Genomic DNA, 16350 nt, shown 5'->3' on the forward strand with positions numbered 1-16350 from the left:
ACCCGGCGTGCGCCCGTGTTTTCATCGTCGGCGTGGTCCTGACGGCTCCTCGGCTGGTGCGCCGGCCGGTGCCACCGCGGCCTCCCGCCCGGTGGGACGCCGCCGCCCAGCGCGTGCTGGACGGCGCCGAAGGGTTCGTCCGGGTTCTGGGGGGCCCGGGCACCGGCAAGACCACCCTGCTCACCGAGGTCGCCACCGACCGGATCCTGCGCGGTGGCGTCGACCCCGACCAGCTCCTCGTCATCACCGCCAACCGGCGCGCCGCAACCGACGTCCGGGCCGCCATCACGACGCGACTCACCGAGGGTGACGATCTGCGGACCGTGCGCGAACCGCTCGTGCGCACGGTTCACTCGTACGCGTTCGCCGTCCTGCGGCTGCACGCCACGATGCGTGACGTCCCGGGGCCGCGGCTGCTGTCCGGGCCGGAGCAGGACGCCGTCGTCCGGGAACTCCTCGCCGGTGACCTCGAGGACGAGGTCGACTACTGGCCCGACCGGCTCTGGCCCGCGCTCGCCGTTCCGGGGTTCGCCGAGGAGCTCCGCGACCTGATGCTCCGCGCCGCCGAGCGCGGTCTCGGGCCGGAGGACCTGATCCGCCTCGGCCAGGAGAACCGGAACCCCGAGTGGGTCGCCGCCGGCACCTTCGCGCGGCAGTACGAGCAGGTCACGCTCCTCGCCGGCGCCGCGGACAGCGCGGTCGCCCAGGAGTCCGCCCCGGCACTGGACGCCGCCGAGCTCGTCGCCTCCGCCCTGCTCGCCTTCGACACCGACGCCGAACTGCTCGCGGCCGAGCGCGACCGGGTCCGCTACCTGCTCGTCGACGACGCCCAGCACCTCGACCCGCTCCAGTACCGCCTGCTCGCCCGGCTCGGGTTCGCCGCCAAGGAGTTCGTCCTCGCCGGTGACCCGGACCAGGCCGTCTTCTCCTTCCGCGGCGCCGACCCCCGCCTGCTGGCCGACACCCAACCCGACGGCGGCACCGTCGTCCTCCGCGAGACCCACCGGCACGCGCCGGCCATCCGCCAGGCCGTCGCCCGCCTCGCCGCCCGCCTCCCCGGCGCGGGCCCGCAACGGCCGACCACCGACCCCGACGAGCCGCCGAGCGAGCACGGCCGGGTCGACATCCGCCTGCACGCCACCGACGCCGCCGAGGCCGCCTGGGCCGCCGACCAGCTCCGCCGCGCGCACCTGGTCGACGGGGTGCCGTGGTCGGAGATGGCCGTGCTGGTCCGCTCCGCCACCCTCGCGATCCCGGTGCTGCACCGCGCCCTGTCCATCGCCGGCGTCCCGGTCAGCACCGACGCCGACGAGGTCCCGCTGGCCCGCCGGCCCGCCGTCCGCCCGTTCCTGGAGCTGCTCCGGGTCGCCGCCAACCCGCGCGTACTCGATCCCGCGCGCGCCGAGCTGCTGCTGTCCTGCCAGTTCGGCGGCGCCGACCCGCTGGCCCTGCGCCGCCTGCGCCGCGGCCTGCGCCGGCTGGAACTCGCCGCCGGCCAGGACCGGCCGAGTGACGAGCTGCTGGTCGAGGTGCTGAACTCGGCCGACACGCTCGCTGCGCTGGACGACGCGGAGGCCGGCAGCGTCCGCAAGGTCGCTGGGCTGCTGGCGACCGCGCGGCAGGGGATCGCCGACAACGCGGGCATCGAGCAGATCCTGTGGTCGGTGTGGCAGGAGAGCGGCCTGGAGGCCCGCTGGTCGGCCCAGTCCCGGCGCGGCGGCACCCTGGGCGCGCAGGCGGACCGCGACCTCGACGCGATCGTCGGCCTGTTCCACGCCGCCGCCCGCTACGCCGACCGGCTGCCCGGCGCCGGTGTCACCGGGTTCGCCGACTTCCTTGCCGCGCAACGGATCGTGGGGGACACGCTGGCTCCGTCAGCACAGCGCGGCGAGGCGGTGTCGGTGCTCACCGCGCACGCCGCCGTCGGTCGCGAGTGGACGGTCGTGGCGGTGCTCGGTGTGCAGGAGGGCACCTGGCCGGACCTGCGGCTGCGCGGATCGCTGCTCGGCGTGGAGCACCTGACCGACCTGCTCGCCGGGATCGACGGCGCCGAGGTGTCCCAGCAGGCCCCGCTGCTCGCCGAGGAACGCCGCCTGCTGCTGGTCGCCGCGAGCCGGGCGCGGGAGACGCTGCTGCTGTCCGCGATCCGCGGCGAGGACGAGCAGCCGTCCCGGTTCCTGGCCGAGCTGGCCGGCGGCGACGTCGAGGACACCGCCCGCCCGGGCGGCTTCGACCGGCCCCGCCGCGCGCTGGTGCTCGCCGACCTGGTCGGCGAGCTGCGCCGGGCCGTGTGCGACGGCACCTCGACGCCGGAACGCAGAAGGCGGGCCGCGCGCCAGCTCGCCCGCCTGGCCGACGCCGGCGTGCCCGGCGCCGACCCCGACGTCTGGTACGGCCTGCCCGAACTGTCCACTATGGACCAGGTGATGCCGGTCGGCGAGCGGATCGCCGTCTCGCCGTCCACTGTGGAGGTACTGGCGCGCTGTCCGCTGCGCTGGATGGTCGAACGCCACGGCGGCTCGGACCCGGCGGAGCTGGCGTCGATCACCGGCGTCCTGGTGCACGCGCTGGCCCAGGCCGCCGCCGACGGCGCCGACGAGGCCCGCCTGCGGGCCGAACTGGACCGCGCATGGGACGCCGTGGACGCCGGCGCCCCGTGGTTCTCCCGGCGTGAGCGGGCCCGGCTGCACGCCATGATGGACACGTTCCTCGGCTGGCTGCGCGCGACCCGAGGCGAGCTGACCCAGGTGGCCGTGGAACGCGGCTTCGGTGTCGACCTCCCCGACACCGACCCCCCGGTGCGGATCAAGGGCCGCGTCGACCGCCTGGAGTCCGACGCCGACGGCCACCCGGTGGTGGTGGACGTCAAGACCGGCCGCGTCCCGGTCAGCGCGGAGGACGCCAAGGAGCACCCGCAGCTGGCGGTGTACCAGCTCGCGGCGGCGTACGGTGCGTTCGTCGAACTGGGCCTGGACCGCGAACCGGGCGGCGCGCGGCTGCTGTACGTGTCCAAGGCCAACCGCAAGACCCACGCCACCGAACGCACCCAGCCCCCGGTCGACGACGCCGGCCTCAAACACTGGACCGGCGTGGTCGCCGACGCCGCCGCGGCCAGTGTCGGTCCCGACTACACCGCCCGCCAGAACCCCGACTGCGCCCGTTGCCCGGTCCGGTTCAGCTGCCCGGTCAACCCCAGCGGCCGCCAGGTGACCGAGTGAGTGACCTGATCAGCCCCCGGATGCTGGCGGCCGAGCTGGGCCTGCCGGCACCGACCGACGAGCAGGTCGCGGTGATCGCCGCGCCCGCCGAGCCGGCGCTGGTGGTCGCCGGTGCGGGAGCCGGGAAGACCGAGACGATGGCCGCGCGGGTGGTCTGGCTGGTGGCCAACGGTCTGGTCACCCCCGACCGCGTGCTCGGGCTGACGTTCACCCGCAAGGCCGCCCGCCAGCTCGCCGACCGGGTCCGCGCGCGGTTGCGGCGCCTGGCCGGGTCGGGGCTGCTCGCCCGGCTCGACCCCGGCGGCGACCGGCTCGCGTCGCTGCACGCCGGGGAACCCACCGTGCTCACCTACCACGCCTACGCCGGCCGCCTGGTCGCCGAGCACGGGCTGCGGCTGCCGGTCGAGCCGGGCGCGCGCCTGCTCACCGAGACCGCGTGCTGGCAGCTCGCGCACCGCGTCGTGTCCACCTGGACCCAGGACCTGGAGACCGACCGCGTCCCGGTGACCGTCACCCGCTACCTGCTCGAACTCGCCGGGGAACTGGCCGAGCACCTGGTCGACGAGGACGCCCTCGTCCGGTACTCCGAACAGGTCCGCGCCGCCATCGAGAACGCCCCACGCGCCCCCCGCCAGCGCGCCGAGCTGTCCCAGGACCTCCGCGAGGTCGTCGCCACCCAGCGGTTCCGGGTCGCGCTGCTACCCCTCGTGCACGCCTACGCCGAACGCAAGCGGCGCGAGGGCGCCCTCGACTTCGCCGAGCAGATGGCCCTGGCCGCCCAGCTCGCCGCCGGGCACCCCGAGGTCGTCCGGGGCGAGCGCGAACGCTGGGGCGCCGCGCTGCTCGACGAGTACCAGGACACCGGGCACGCCCAGCGGATCCTGCTGCGTTCGCTGTTCGGCGGCCCCGACGGCGAGCCGCTGCCGGTCACCTCGGTCGGCGACCCGGTGCAGGCCATCTACGGCTGGCGCGGCGCCAGCGCGGCCAACCTGCCGCGGTTCGCCACCGACTTCCCCAAGCGCGGCGGGCAACCCGCGACCCGGTACGGCCTGCTCACCAGCTTCCGCAACCCGCCGGAGGTGCTCGCGCTGGCCAACGCGGTGTCCGCGCCGCTGCGCGCGGCCGGCATCGAGGTCGACGAGCTGCGTGCCCCCGACTTCGCCGAGTCCGCCGACGTGCGGTGCGCGCTGCTGCCCGACGCCGGCACCGAGGTCGACTGGGTCGCCGACCGGATCGCCGAGCGCTGGCGCGCCTCGGTGGCCGAACACGGCAAACCGCCGACCGCGGCCGTGCTCGTACGGCGTCGCGCCGACATGACCGACCTGGCCGCCGCGCTGCGCGAGCGCGGGCTGCCGGTCGAGGTCGTCGGCATCGGCGGGCTGCTCGACGAGCCCGAGGTGCGCGACCTGGTCTCGGCGCTGCGCGTGCTGATCGACCCGCTCGCCGGCACCGCGGCCGCTCGGGTGATCACCGGCGCCCGCTGGCGGCTCGGTGCCGCCGACCTGGCCGCGCTGTGGCGGCGCGCCGCCGAGCTGGGTCAGGCGTTCCGGGCCACCGAGGGCGTCGGCGCGCTGGTCGACACCGTGCCGGGCGAGGGCGCCGAGCAGGCCGGGCTGGTCGACGCGATCGACGACCCGGGCGACGCGGCCGCGTACTCGCCCGAGGGCTACCGGCGGATCCGCGCGCTCGGCGCCGAGCTGAGCGGGCTGCGCCGACGGCTCGACCAGCCGCTGCCGGAGCTGGTGGCCGAGGTGGAGCGGGTGATGCTGCTCGACGTCGAGGCCAAGGCGCGGCCGGGCGGCGCGGGCCGCGCGCACCTGAACAAGTTCGCCGACGTGGTGTCCGACTACGCCCAGACCAGCCCGTCGGCGAGCCTGCCCGCGCTGCTGGACTACCTCGCCGCCGCCGAGGCCGCCGAGGACGGGCTCGAGCCGGGCGAGGTGGAGGTCGCCGAGGACCGCGTGCAGATCCTCACCGTGCACTCCGCGAAGGGGCTGGAGTGGGAGATCGTCGCGGTGCCGCACCTGGTCACCGACGTGTTCCCCAGCCGGCGGCGGACCTCGTCGTGGCTGCGCACGGTCACCCAGCTGCCCGCGCCGCTGCGCGGGGACGCCGCCGACCTGCCGTCGCTCAACCTCGACGGGTGCGGGAACCGCAAGGAGGTCGAGCAGGAGCTGACCAGGCACGCGGAGGCGTTCGCCGAGCGGGACCTGACCGAGGAACGCCGGCTGTGCTACGTCGCGCTGACCCGGTCCGAGCGCACGCTGCTCGTCTCCGCGCACTGGTGGGGCCGCACCGGCGCGAAACCCAAGGGGCCTTCGGACTTCTTCACCGAGGTCGCCGATCTCGTGTCCACGATGGATCCCGCGGTGGCCACGGTGGATTACCTGGCCCCGCCGCCGGAGGAGGACGAGGAGAACCCGCTCGCGAACGCCGACCGCACCGCGACCTGGCCGTCCGACCCGCTCGCGCTCGGCCGGGCCGACGTGCGCGCGGGCGCCTCGCTGGTCCGCGCGGAGCTGGCCGACCTGCGCGCCGGCACCACCCAGCTGTCCATGCTGGAGGAGGACCCGGAGGGCTGGGAAGCCGACACCGACGTGCTGCTCGCCGAACGCGCCCAGGCCGCGGGCGCGCAGGAACAGGTGACGCTGCCGGCGTCGATGTCGGTGGTCCAGCTGGTGCAGCTCGCCGCCGATCCGGTCGCGCTGGCCCGCCGGCTGCGCCGCCCGCTGCCGTTCCCGCCGAACCCGACCGCCCGCCGGGGCACCGCGTTCCACGCCTGGCTGGAGAAGCGGTTCGGCTCCCGCGCGCTGCTCGACCTCGACGAGCTCCCCGGCTCGGCCGACCAGGACGCGGCGCCCGATTCCGACCTGGACGCGCTGAAGGAGGCGTTCCTGGCGAGTTCCTGGGCCGACCGGGTGCCGCACGAGGTGGAGGTCTCGTTCACCTGCGACATCGCCGGGATCTCGCTGCGTGGCCGGATGGACGCCGTGTTCGCCGACCCGGACGGCGGCTGGACCGTGGTCGACTGGAAGACCGGCGCCCTGCCGCCGGACGAGAACCTGCGCCCGCTGACCGTGCAGCTGGCCGCGTACCGCCTGGCCTGGGCGAGCCTGTCCGGCACCCCGGTGGATCGGGTGCGCGCGGCGTTCCACTACGTGCGGCTGGACCACACGCTCCGCCCCGCGGACCTGCTCACCGCGGACGGCATCCGCGACCTCCTGCGCGCCGTCCCCTCGTCGTGACCCGTCAGCCCGCCGACGTGCCACCTGGCGGGATCGAGTCGACGACCACCGGGAGCGACACCGCAGTGAAGGACGTGACCGTGCCGGCCGGAACCTGGGCCTCGTCCTCGGCGACGTGCCGTTCACCGAGGTAGTGGCCGGTGTCCGGGTCCGCGAACACCTCCCGCCGCCGGCCGGCGCGGCTCAGGCCGTAGGCGGTGCCCTCCCGGCCGTCCAGGTTCGGCACCCGCTCGACGACCTCCACGCCCGGCACCTCGGCGAGCACCCGGTACAGCGCGGTCCGCAGCTCCGCGGGCACCAGCCCGGACTGCAGCGCGTCGGCGACGTACTCCAGCATCCGCAGGTCCGGGTCCCCGCGCTTGCCCTCGGTGTCCCGGCGCAGCCGGTCGAGCAGCGCGCCCGGGTCGCGCGGCAGCGCCGCCAGGAACCCGGTGCTCGGCCGCTGCCACGTGCCGTCCGGGAAGTCGCCGCACGGCACGCGCAGCTCCATGGTGTCCGGCTTCGGCAGCTCGAGCCCCGCCTCCCGGGCCTTCTCGTCGTCGCCGACCACCCACTGGTACTCGCCGGTGGTGTGGTTGCGCTGGGTGCACTCCTGTTCGGGCGGTGCCGGCACCCACCGCTCGACCACCGTCTCTTGCAGGTACGTCAGCCCCATGTCGGTGAGGGTGCCGTCGGCGCGGCTGAGGCGCTGGTGCGAGGAGAGGTGCCAGCCGCGGGTGCGGATGTAGTGGTACTGGCCGTAGTCGTCGGTCATGCCGACATTGTCGGTCCTCGGCCGGTCGGAGCGGCGGCGCGCACCGGGGCTGGTTACGCTTCCGCGCGTGACCAGCCCAGAGGAGCCGGCACGGCGTCTGCCGAGGAAGCTGCGGGCGCGCCTGGCCGCCGAGAAGCTCACGGATCGGCCCGACCACTCGCTGGTCGGCGTCATCCGGATGCCGGAGAGCTCGGTCAGCCCGATCGCCTCGATCGTGCGGCGGATCGTGTGGGCGTTCCTGGCGCTGATGGCCGCCGTGTTCCTGGTCTACATCGACCGCGACGGGTACCGCGACAGCAACGGCGACGGGCTCTCGCTGCTGGACTGCTTCTACTACGCCACGGTGTCGCTGTCGACCACCGGGTACGGCGACATCACCCCGGTGAGCGAGACCGCGCGGCTGGTCAACATCCTGGTGATCACCCCGCTGCGGGTGCTGTTCCTGATCGTGCTGGTCGGTACCACCCTGGCGGTGCTCACCGAGCGGTCGCGCCAGGCGTTCAAGCTGCAACGTTGGAGGTCGAAGGTGCGCGATCACGTGGTGGTCGTCGGGTACGGCACCAAGGGGCGGTCGGCGGTGAGCTCGGTGCTGTCCGACGGCGTCGACCCCGAGCGCATCGTCGTGGTGGACACCGACCAGGCGATGCTGGACGCGGCGTCCGCGCTCGGGCTGGTGACCGTGCACGGCTCGGGCACCCGGTCGGACGTGCTGCGGGTCGCCGGGGTGCCGAGGGCGCGGGCGGTCGTGGTGGCCGCGAACCGGGACGACTCGGCCGTGCTGGTCACGCTGACCGCGCGGGAGCTGGCGCCGAAGGCGCAGATCGTGTCGGCCGTGCGGGAGGCGGAGAACGTGCACCTGCTGCGCCAGTCCGGCGCGAACTCGGTGGTGGTGTCCAGCGAGACGGCCGGCCGGCTGCTCGGCATGGCCACGCACACGCCGTCGGTCGTGGACATGGTCGAGGACCTGATCACCCCCGAGTCGGGGGTCGCGATCGCGGAGCGTGACGTCGATCCGTCGGAGGTCGGTGGGTCGCCCCGGCACCTGTCCGACATCGTGTTGGGCGTCGTTCGAGCGGGCAAACTCTATCGAGTGGACCACCCCGAGGCCGACGCGATGGAGGCCGGGGACCGGTTGCTCTACGTACGGAAGATAACCCCAGCGAGCGGCACCGACTGAGGTATACGCCCACTCGGGGATCTGCGACCATCGTCGCGTGCGGATCTCCCGAGTGCCGGTGCCCCTCGGGTACCTGCGCTGGCTTGCGCTGGGCATCGCGCTGTTCCTGCTGGCCATCGGGATCACGATCACCGCCAACGCCTTCGGCCTCACCGGTTTCGCCGCCGCGTCGAGCGACCCCGGTACGAAGGTCACCGCGACCGTCTCCGCGGGCGCCCCGTGCACCGCCGACGGCGGCGCCAACGAACGGGTCACCTTCACCATCGACGGCCGGGAACGCGAGGCCCGCTTCAACGGCTGCGGCCACGCCGAGGGCGAACAGGTCGACATCACCGTCCCCGCCGACCCCCCGCCCAACCTCGTCGTCTACGCCGCCCAGGCCGCCACCGGCGACGGCACGGCGGGCGAAGGCCTCGGCTCCGTCCTCCTCGTCGCCGCCTCCACCGCGGGCGCCGCCTACACCTACCTTCTCCGCCGCCCCCCACGAACCCCCCAACCCTGATTCCCCCCCGCGAGTCGTACGTTCCCGTCCCGCGAGTCGTACGTTCCCGTCGCGCGAGTCGTACGTTCCCGTCGCGGCCGTGGCGCCGCCGACCGGGCGCCGGTGCTGCCACGTAGGCTGCGGACATGCCAGCAACCGAGCTGAACAGGTTCACGCTGCCCAACGGCCTACGGGTGGTGCTCGCGCCCGATCCGACCGCGCCCGTGGTCGGCGTGAGCGTGCACTACGACGTCGGGTTCCGCTCCGAACCGGAGGGGCGCACCGGCTTCGCGCACCTCTTCGAGCACCTGATGTTCCAGGGCAGCGAGAGCTTGGAGAAGCTGGCGCACTTCCGGCACGTGCAGTCCTCGGGCGGCACCTTCAACGGCTCCACCCACCCGGACTACACCGACTACTTCGAGGTGCTGCCCTCGGCCGCCCTCGAGCGCGCGCTGTTCCTCGAGGCCGACCGGATGCGCGCGCCCAAGATCACCGAGGAGAACCTGCGCAACCAGGTCGACGTGGTCAAGGAGGAGATCCGGCTCAACGTGCTGAACCGGCCCTACGGCGGGTTCCCCTGGATCCTCCTGCCCCCGGTGCTCTACCGGACGTTCCCCAACGCCCACAACGGCTACGGCGACTTCACCGAGCTTGAGCAGGCCGACCTCGACGACTGCGCCCAGTTCTTCGACACCTACTACGCGCCGGCCAACGCCGTGCTCACCGTCGCCGGCGACCTCGACGTCGACGCGACCCGCGAGCTGATCGACCGGCACTTCGGCGACGTGCCGCACCGGCCCGCGCCCGACCGGCCGTCGTTCGCCGAACCGCCGCCGACCACCGAGCTGCGCGACGAGCACCTCGACCCGCACGCCCCGCTGCCCGCGTTCGCCGCCGGCTACCGGATGCCCGACCCGATCAACGACCTCGACGGCTACCTGGCCAACCTGGTGCTGGCCGCGGTCCTCGCCGAGGGCGACGGGTCGCGCCTGCAGCAGCGCCTGCTGCACCGCGAGCCGGTGGTCACCGACGTCGGCGCCGCCTGCGGCCTGTTCGGCCCGTTCGAGGCGCGCGACCCGGACACGTTCATCGTCACCGCCATGCACTCGCCCGAGGTCGACCAGGCCAGGGTGCTCGCCGCGGTCGACGAGGAACTCGACACGCTCGCTTCGACGCCGCCGAGCGAGCAGGAGCTGGCCAAGGTCACCGCTCGCTGGGCCGCCGGCCTGCACCGCGAGCACGACCGGCTGGTGTCCCGCACGCTCGCGTTCGGCTCGCTCGAACTGCTCTACGGCGACCCCGGCCTCGTGCACCGGCTGCCCGACCGGATCGCCTCGGTGACGCCGGACGCCGTCGCCGCCGCCGCGAAGGCGCTGCGCCCGGACGCGCGCGCGGTGCTCACCGTCACGCCGGCAGGAGGAAACCAGTGACCACCAGCTACCGCACCGCCGCCGAGATCGGCCGCACCGAGCTCGGCCCGCGCCCGCTGCCGGCGCTCGGCGAGCAGCGCTCGGCCACCAATCTGTCCAGTGTGGACACCGTGCTCGACAACGGGTTGCGGGTCATCGCCGTGCACCAGTCGGCCGTGCCGATGGTCGAGCTGCGCATGCGCATCCCCTTCGCCGGCACCGATCCGGCGCACGCCGCGGTCGCCGAGGTGCTCGCCGAGACGCTGCTCACCGCGACCGAGCGCCGCGACCGGGTCGCCATCGACACCGACCTCGCGCTGGTCGGCGGCGAGCTGAGCGCCGGCGTCGACCCGGAGCGGCTCAGCATCAGCGGCAACGCGCTGGCCAGCGGCTTCGACACGCTGCTGGACGTGCTGGCCGACGCGCTGACCGGTGCCGTGTACCTCGACGACGAGGTGGTCCGTGAGCGCGACCGCCTGGTCGAGCGGATCGCGGTGGCGCGCTCGCAGCCGAGCGTGATCGCGCGGGAGGCGTTGCAGCGGCACCGCTACGGCGACCACCCGTACACCCGCGAGATGCCCGATGCCGACGACGTCGCGGCCGTCACCGCCGAGCGGGTGCGCGAGCTGCACGCCGCCTCGGTGCTCCCGCGCGGCTCGCTGCTGGTGCTGGTCGGCGACATCGAGCCGAACGACGCCGTGGCGCGCATCGCGTCCGCGTTCGGCGGCTGGCGCTCGGACCGGTCGGCGGTGGAGCTGCCCGACCTGCCGGAGGTCACCGGCGGCGACCTGCTGTTCGTGCCGCGTGCGGGGGCCGTGCAGTCGCAGCTGCGGCTCACCGCCGAGGCGATTCCGCGCACCGACCCGCGCTACCCCGCGCTGCAGCTGGCGAACCTGGTGTTCGGCGGCTTCTTCTCCTCGCGCCTGGTGGAGAACATCCGCGAGGACAAGGGGTACACCTACCACGCCCGGTCCTACCCGGAGTTCACGCCGAGCGGCGCGACCCTGCTGGTCGAGGCCGACACCGCCAGCGAGGTCACCGCGCCGGCGCTGCTCGAGATGCGCTACGAGCTGGCCCGCCTCGGCGTCGTGCCGCCCACCGAGTCCGAAGTGGACACCGTGCGCCAGTACGCGATCGGCTCGCTGCTGATCTCGACCGGCTCGCAGACCGGCCTGGCCTCCCAGCTGGCCGCGCTGGCCGCGTACGGGCTCGGCGTCGACTGGCTCGTCGACCATCCCGCGCGGCTGGCCGAGGTCACCGCCGACGAGATCGCCGAGGCGGCGCTGCACTTCTACGCCCCGGCCCGCTTCACCGGCGTCGTGGTCGGCGACGAGGCGCAGGTCCGGTACCTGACGGCGTTGGGCGGCGTGCGGTCGGCATGAGCGTGCCGTTCCAGCTGTCCGGCCCGCCCACCCTGTCGAGGTCCACAGTGGACCGAAACGAGCCGGTGCGGACGGACCCCGGTCGCCTGGCCGAACTGTGGACGACCGGCCGGGTGATCCTGCTGGACGAGAAGGGCCGCACCCCGGTCGGCCCGGACGCCACCAGCCTCGCCACCCGCCCCGCGTCCGCCGTGGCCGACGAGCGTCCCGCCGACGCCCACCTGCTCGGCGAGCACGAGGGCGTCGGCTACTGGGCCGTCCACCGGCCCATGACCCTGCGGGAGGGCGTCGCGTCCCCCGACAGCGCCTGGGGCCGCTGGACCGGCGCGGCGTCCGAGGACGGCGAGGAATGGCACGACCTGCGCACGATCGGCGCGCTCCTCGACGACACCTCGGCCGGGCTGTACACCACGGCCGTGGCGCTGACCAGGTGGCACAACCGGGCGCGCTTCTGCGGCAGGTGCGGCGCCCGGACCGAGGCACGCAACGCCGGCTGGGCCACCCACTGCGCCGGCTGCGGCCTGGAGGAGTACCCGCGCACCGACCCCGCCGTGATCTGCCTGGTCCACGACGACACCGGGGTGAACGGTGAGCACGTCCTGCTGGCCAGGCAGCCGGTCTGGCCGCCAGAGCGGTACTCGGTGCTGGCCGGCTTCGTCGAGGCGGGCGAGTCCCTCGAAGCGTGCGTGGCCAGGGAGGTCGCCGAAGAGGTGAGCGTGCCGGTGCACGACATCCGCTACCTCGGCAGCCAGCCGTGGCCGTTCCCCCGCTCGATCATGGTCGGCTTCGCCGCCGTGGCTCCCCGTGGCGCCCCCCTCCACCCCGCCGACGGCGAGATCGAGGAGGCGCACTGGATCTCCCGCGCCCGCGTGCGCGAAGCCCTGGACGCCGGCGGTGAAATCGAGGGCCTCCGCCTCCCCGGCCCCACGTCCATAGCCCGCATGATGCTCACCGGATGGGCGGGTTCCCAGCCATGATCCACCTCCCGGACGGCTGCCGCGTCCGCGGCCGCGCCCTCCGCTCCCCAGCCCCAGCCGACCCGCCCGACCGCGCCCTCTACCTGGGCAGAAGCCACCGCGACTACCGCCCGGACTGGCCCCACGAATGGCTCGACTGGCCCGACTTCCGCCTGCCGAGCGACCCACCCGCCGCCATCAGGGCGGTCCAGCTCCTCCACACCCACGCCCGCTCCGGCGAACAGGTCGAGGTGGCCTGCGGCGGTGGCATCGGCCGAACGGGCACCGTGATCGCCTGCCTGGCCGTCCTGTCCGGCGTAGACCCACGAGAAGCGGTGGCCTGGACCAGACGCCACTACCACCGCCGCGCCGTCGAAACCCCCTGGCAACGCCGCTGGGTCACCCGCTTCCCCACACCCTGAGAGCCCTCTCCGCCACTCAACCCGAAACTGTCGGCACCCCTGAGTAGCATGGAAACCGGGGGCCGGAGGCCAACGCGCCTACCCCAGCACGTACTCCAGCGACTCCCGCGCCGTGCTGCTCGGCGTCCCGTCCGCCACGGCCAGTAGTGCCGCCCGCCAGGCCGCCGCCAACATCGCCCCACCCGTTCGCGCCGCGTCCGGCAGCAGTGGCCGCAACGTCGCCTCGATCGGATCGACCCGCGTCACCGGCACCGACTCGGCCAGGATCCGGCACACCCCGAACCGCACCGCCGCGTCGAAGGCGACCAGCAACGCCGCCCGGGCCGCCGCCCGGCCCTCGCCCCCCACCGCGGCCGCCGCCCCGGCCATCCGGTCCACGACCCGCCGCTCCATCTCCTCCCGCACCACCAGGTACAGCCCGAGCTTCGAGTCGAAGTGGTGGTACAGCGCCCCCGTCGTCACGCTCGCCTTCGCCGCCAGCTCCGTGACGTTGACCTCCTCGTAGCCCGCCAGCTCGAACTGGTGCACGGCGGCCTCCACCAGCCTCGCCTTGACGCTTCCCGGGATCGGAATCCATTCGCGCACGGACCCACCATAATCCGTTGACCCAGGGCCGTAAACCAATTATGTTCCGGGCATGAAGCTCATGTTCCTCTACCAACCCGTCGACGACCTCGCCGCCGCCGTGGCCTTCTACCGCGACGTCCTCGGCCTGGACGAGTCCTGGCGCGAGGGCGACACGACCGCCGCCTTCGCCCTCCCCGGCACCGAGGTCGAACTGATGCTCGACGTCCCACCCGGCGACGGCCCGGAGTGGAAGGCCGGCGGCTTCTACGCCGTCGACAGCGTCGACACGTTCATGGCCGAGCACCCCGACCTCAAGTGGGTCGGCGAGGTGCTCGACCTCCCCGGCGGACGCGGCGCGGCCTTCCTCGACCCGGCCGGCAACACCATCCACCTGCTCGACGTCACCGCCGAACAAACCGCCTAGGACGACGCCGCCGCGGCGGTGGCCGCGGCCCGCTCCCACAGCATCAGCACCACGTAGAACGCGAACACGCGCACCGGCAGCGGCAGCTCGGCCGACACGTCACCGGTCGCGGTCCAGGAGAACACCCCGCGGTGCTCGAACCGGCCGACGGTCACCCCGCCGCGCCGCAGCTCCCACGCCGACCGCCACGTCGATGGTCGCTCCAACTCGAGGCGGCCCGCGGCGGTGGTGATCGCCCAGCGACGGCCGGTCTCCCGGTCCGCGCTCGCGATCCGGCCGACCGGCCCGGAAAGCACGAACCGCTTGCCGCGTTCGCGGTCCACCCGCAACCGTTGGTCGTCCACGGTGAACTCGCAGCTCTCCCGCCGGAAACCGGTCAGTTCGGTCACCGCGTGGTCGTCCTCGACGAGGTCGTAGGCTCGTCTGAACACGCCTCGCCGGCTCGCTCGCAACATGCGCGCATTCAACCAGCGCCCGTGCGTCGCGGTGCGCTTCGATGGCGATACGGTGTCGATCTCGTGGCTCGGCATCCGAGCGAGCCCGAGGGGGTGATGACGTGGTGGGCATGGCGCGTGCGGTCGGCCTGCTGCTGGGGGTGGCCGCCGACGGCGCGTTCGGCGACCCGCGGCGCGGGCACCCGGTAGCGGGTTTCGGCCGGGCGGCGCAGCGGCTGGAACGGGTCCTCTACCGCGACCACAAGCTCGCCGGTGTGGCGCACGTGGCCGTGCTCGGCGGCGGCGTGGTCGCCGCCGGCGCGCTGGTCGAGCGCGCCGGCCGGCACAGCCCGGTCGTGCGGACCCTGACGACCGCCGCCGCGACCTGGCTGGTGCTCGGCGGCCGGTCGCTCGCGGTGGAGGGCGCGGCGATCGGCCGTGAGCTGGACGCCGGTGAGCTGCCGGCGGCCAGGGAACGGCTGCCGCACCTGTGCGGGCGCGACCCGTCCGAGATGGACGCCGAGGGGCTGGCCAGGGCGGCGGTGGAGTCGGTCGCGGAGAACACGTCGGACGCGGTGGTCGCGCCGCTGGTGTGGGGCGCGGTCGCGGGCGTGCCGGGGCTGCTCGGCTACCGGGCGGTGAACACGCTCGACGCGATGGTCGGCTACCGCAGCCCGCGGTACCGGCGGTTCGGCTGGGCGTCGGCGCGCCTCGACGACGTGGTGAACCTGCTGCCCGCCCGGCTGGCCGCGGCGCTCACCGTCGCCGGGGCGCCGGTGGTCGGCGGTTCGTGGCGCGGTGCGTGGCAGTCGTGGCACCGGGACGCGGCCGCCCATCCGAGTCCGAACGCCGGCCGGGTGGAGGCCGCGTTCGCCGGCGCGCTCGAGGTCCGCCTCGGTGGCCGGACGGTCTACCCGCACGGCGTGGAGGAGCGCCCGGTCCTGGGGGAGGGGCGGACGCCGGACTCGGGGCACGTGACGCGCGCGGTGGAACTGTCCAGAGTGGTCGGCGGCCTGGCCGCGGTGCTCGCCGCGCTGACGGCGCTGGCCCGCTCCCGCCGCTGACGGCCGGCCCGCGTCACGGGCTCGTGGCGCGCTCCCTGGCCTCCTCCTCGGCGATCTGCTGCGCCACCGACTGCCGCCGCGGCCGGTTCGGGTTCGTCCGCGGGGTGGCGAGCGCGCCGCCCGGCCGGATCTCCCGCCACGTGAAGTACAGCCACGCCAGCAGCGCCATCGCCCCGAACGTGATCCACTGCAGGGCGTAGGACAGGAACGGGCCGGTCTCCAGCTCCGGCAACGGCAACGCCGACAGCACGCCAGGGCTCCCCTCGGTCAGCGCCAGGTACCCGGGCCGGATCGACAGCCCCGTCTCCTCGGCCACCTCGCGCGAACCGACCGCGTACACCTGCCCGGGCGGCGCGTTCCGGTTCTGCGCGTCCCGCTCGTCGAGCCGGTACCGCGCGGTGACGGTCACCTCGCCGGCCGGCGGCTCCGCGTACGACGGCACCTCGCCCTGTTCCGGCCGCACGAACCCGCGGTCGACGAGCACCACCGAGCCGTCGGCCAGGCGGAACGGGGTGAGGATCTCGAACGCCGGCTCGCCGTGCACGCTGCGCAGCCGGGCCACCAGCTCGTCGTCGGTGAGGTAGGTGCCGGTGGCCGTCATGGTCCGCCACTCGGTCGGCTCGGCGACCTCCAGTACCGGCACGGGCTCCGCCGACATCGACCGGGTGATCGCGTCGTTGTCCGCCGAGCGCTCCGCGTGCCGGCCGAACTGCCACGGCGCGAGCACGGCGAAGCAGACGCCGGCGAAGACCAGGACCGCCGCCGTCAACGCCAGCCAGCCTGGCCGGAGCAGGAACCGCAACCGCACACCCCAACG

General features: G+C 74.5%; 14 protein-coding genes. 10 read left to right on the forward strand and 4 right to left on the reverse strand.

All coding sequences use genetic code 11. The annotated features are described in order from the left end of the window. Positions 1–32 precede the first annotated feature (32 nt). Positions 33–3218, forward strand: coding sequence for an ATP-dependent helicase (locus JT362_RS30060; protein ID WP_260195211.1), 3186 nt, complete (start codon positions 33–35; stop codon positions 3216–3218). 20 nt (positions 3219–3238) lie between these two features. Beyond that, complete coding sequence (locus JT362_RS30065; protein WP_260195263.1) at positions 3239–6463, forward strand: ATP-dependent helicase; 3225 nt, start codon at positions 3239–3241, stop codon at positions 6461–6463. A gap of 4 nt (positions 6464–6467) precedes the next feature. Here the strand turns inward: JT362_RS30065 and JT362_RS30070 are convergent, their stop codons facing one another. Continuing rightward, on the reverse strand, positions 6468–7217 hold the full coding sequence (locus JT362_RS30070; protein WP_260195212.1) for a CU044_5270 family protein: 750 nt from the start codon (positions 7215–7217) through the stop codon (positions 6468–6470). 109 nt (positions 7218–7326) lie between these two features. Here JT362_RS30070 and JT362_RS30075 point away from each other — a divergent pair, with 109 nt between their 5' ends. From JT362_RS30075 to JT362_RS30100, 6 genes are all read left to right on the forward strand, one after another. Continuing rightward, positions 7327–8394 (forward strand): potassium channel family protein, encoded by a 1068-nt coding sequence (locus JT362_RS30075; RefSeq protein ID WP_260195264.1) that lies wholly within the window; start codon positions 7327–7329, stop codon positions 8392–8394. A 37-nt stretch (positions 8395–8431) separates the two neighbouring features. Then, on the forward strand, positions 8432–8896 hold the full coding sequence (locus tag JT362_RS30080) for a hypothetical protein (RefSeq protein WP_260195213.1): 465 nt from the start codon (positions 8432–8434) through the stop codon (positions 8894–8896). A gap of 125 nt (positions 8897–9021) precedes the next feature. Further along, positions 9022–10305 (forward strand): M16 family metallopeptidase, encoded by a 1284-nt coding sequence (locus tag JT362_RS30085; RefSeq protein ID WP_260195214.1) that lies wholly within the window; start codon positions 9022–9024, stop codon positions 10303–10305. Next, the gene (locus JT362_RS30090; RefSeq protein ID WP_260195215.1) at positions 10302–11666 is read left to right on the forward strand and encodes a M16 family metallopeptidase; all 1365 of its coding nucleotides are present in this window, start codon (positions 10302–10304) and stop codon (positions 11664–11666) included. Before JT362_RS30085 ends, JT362_RS30090 begins: the two co-directional genes overlap by 4 nt. Then, the gene (gene nudC, locus JT362_RS30095; RefSeq protein ID WP_260195216.1) at positions 11663–12643 is read left to right on the forward strand and encodes an NAD(+) diphosphatase; all 981 of its coding nucleotides are present in this window, start codon (positions 11663–11665) and stop codon (positions 12641–12643) included. Before JT362_RS30090 ends, nudC begins: the two co-directional genes overlap by 4 nt. After that, positions 12622–13044 carry a protein-tyrosine phosphatase family protein gene (locus tag JT362_RS30100; protein ID WP_260195217.1) on the forward strand — a complete coding sequence of 141 codons (423 nt, stop codon included), beginning with the start codon at positions 12622–12624 and terminating at the stop codon, positions 13042–13044. The genes nudC and JT362_RS30100 overlap by 22 nt, the downstream gene beginning before the upstream one ends. A gap of 78 nt (positions 13045–13122) precedes the next feature. Here JT362_RS30100 and JT362_RS35480 read toward each other — a convergent pair whose 3' ends face one another. Next, on the reverse strand, positions 13123–13629 hold the full coding sequence (locus JT362_RS35480; protein ID WP_311202767.1) for a TetR/AcrR family transcriptional regulator: 507 nt from the start codon (positions 13627–13629) through the stop codon (positions 13123–13125). 52 nt (positions 13630–13681) lie between these two features. Between JT362_RS35480 and JT362_RS30110 the strand changes: the two genes are divergently transcribed. Further along, positions 13682–14035 (forward strand): VOC family protein, encoded by a 354-nt coding sequence (locus JT362_RS30110; RefSeq protein ID WP_260195218.1) that lies wholly within the window; start codon positions 13682–13684, stop codon positions 14033–14035. Here JT362_RS30110 and JT362_RS30115 read toward each other — a convergent pair. Further along, entirely contained in the window at positions 14032–14466 is a 435-nt protein-coding gene (locus JT362_RS30115; RefSeq protein WP_260195219.1) for a hypothetical protein, read from the reverse strand. The two genes, JT362_RS30110 and JT362_RS30115, sit on opposite strands and share 4 nt — an antisense overlap. A 134-nt stretch (positions 14467–14600) precedes the next feature. On the opposite strand from JT362_RS30115, the gene JT362_RS30120 reads away from it, so the two are divergent. After that, the gene (locus tag JT362_RS30120) at positions 14601–15533 is read left to right on the forward strand and encodes a cobalamin biosynthesis protein (protein WP_375546580.1); all 933 of its coding nucleotides are present in this window, start codon (positions 14601–14603) and stop codon (positions 15531–15533) included. A gap of 13 nt (positions 15534–15546) precedes the next feature. Here the strand turns inward: JT362_RS30120 and JT362_RS30125 are convergent, their stop codons facing one another. Next, entirely contained in the window at positions 15547–16341 is a 795-nt protein-coding gene (locus JT362_RS30125; RefSeq protein ID WP_260195220.1) for an SURF1 family cytochrome oxidase biogenesis protein, read from the reverse strand. Positions 16342–16350 lie beyond the last annotated feature (9 nt).

Origin of the sequence: Actinophytocola gossypii, from assembly GCF_025165815.1 — a bacterium.
Taxonomy (GTDB): Bacteria; Actinomycetota; Actinomycetes; order Mycobacteriales; family Pseudonocardiaceae; genus Actinophytocola; species Actinophytocola gossypii.

Excerpts from the sequence above, each read along its gene's own strand:
- JT362_RS30065 (WP_260195263.1), top strand. The coding sequence starts at position 3,239 with ATGCTGGCGGCCGAGCTGGGCCTGCCGGCACCGACCGACGAGCAGGTC.
- JT362_RS30070 (WP_260195212.1), bottom strand. The coding sequence starts at position 7,217 with ATGACCGACGACTACGGCCAGTACCACTACATCCGCACCCGCGGCTGG.
- JT362_RS30085 (WP_260195214.1), top strand. The coding sequence starts at position 9,022 with ATGCCAGCAACCGAGCTGAACAGGTTCACGCTGCCCAACGGCCTACGG.
- nudC (WP_260195216.1), top strand. The coding sequence starts at position 11,663 with ATGAGCGTGCCGTTCCAGCTGTCCGGCCCGCCCACCCTGTCGAGGTCC.
- JT362_RS30100 (WP_260195217.1), top strand. The coding sequence starts at position 12,622 with ATGGGCGGGTTCCCAGCCATGATCCACCTCCCGGACGGCTGCCGCGTC.
- JT362_RS30110 (WP_260195218.1), top strand. The coding sequence starts at position 13,682 with ATGAAGCTCATGTTCCTCTACCAACCCGTCGACGACCTCGCCGCCGCC.
- JT362_RS30120 (WP_375546580.1), top strand. The coding sequence starts at position 14,601 with ATGGCGCGTGCGGTCGGCCTGCTGCTGGGGGTGGCCGCCGACGGCGCG.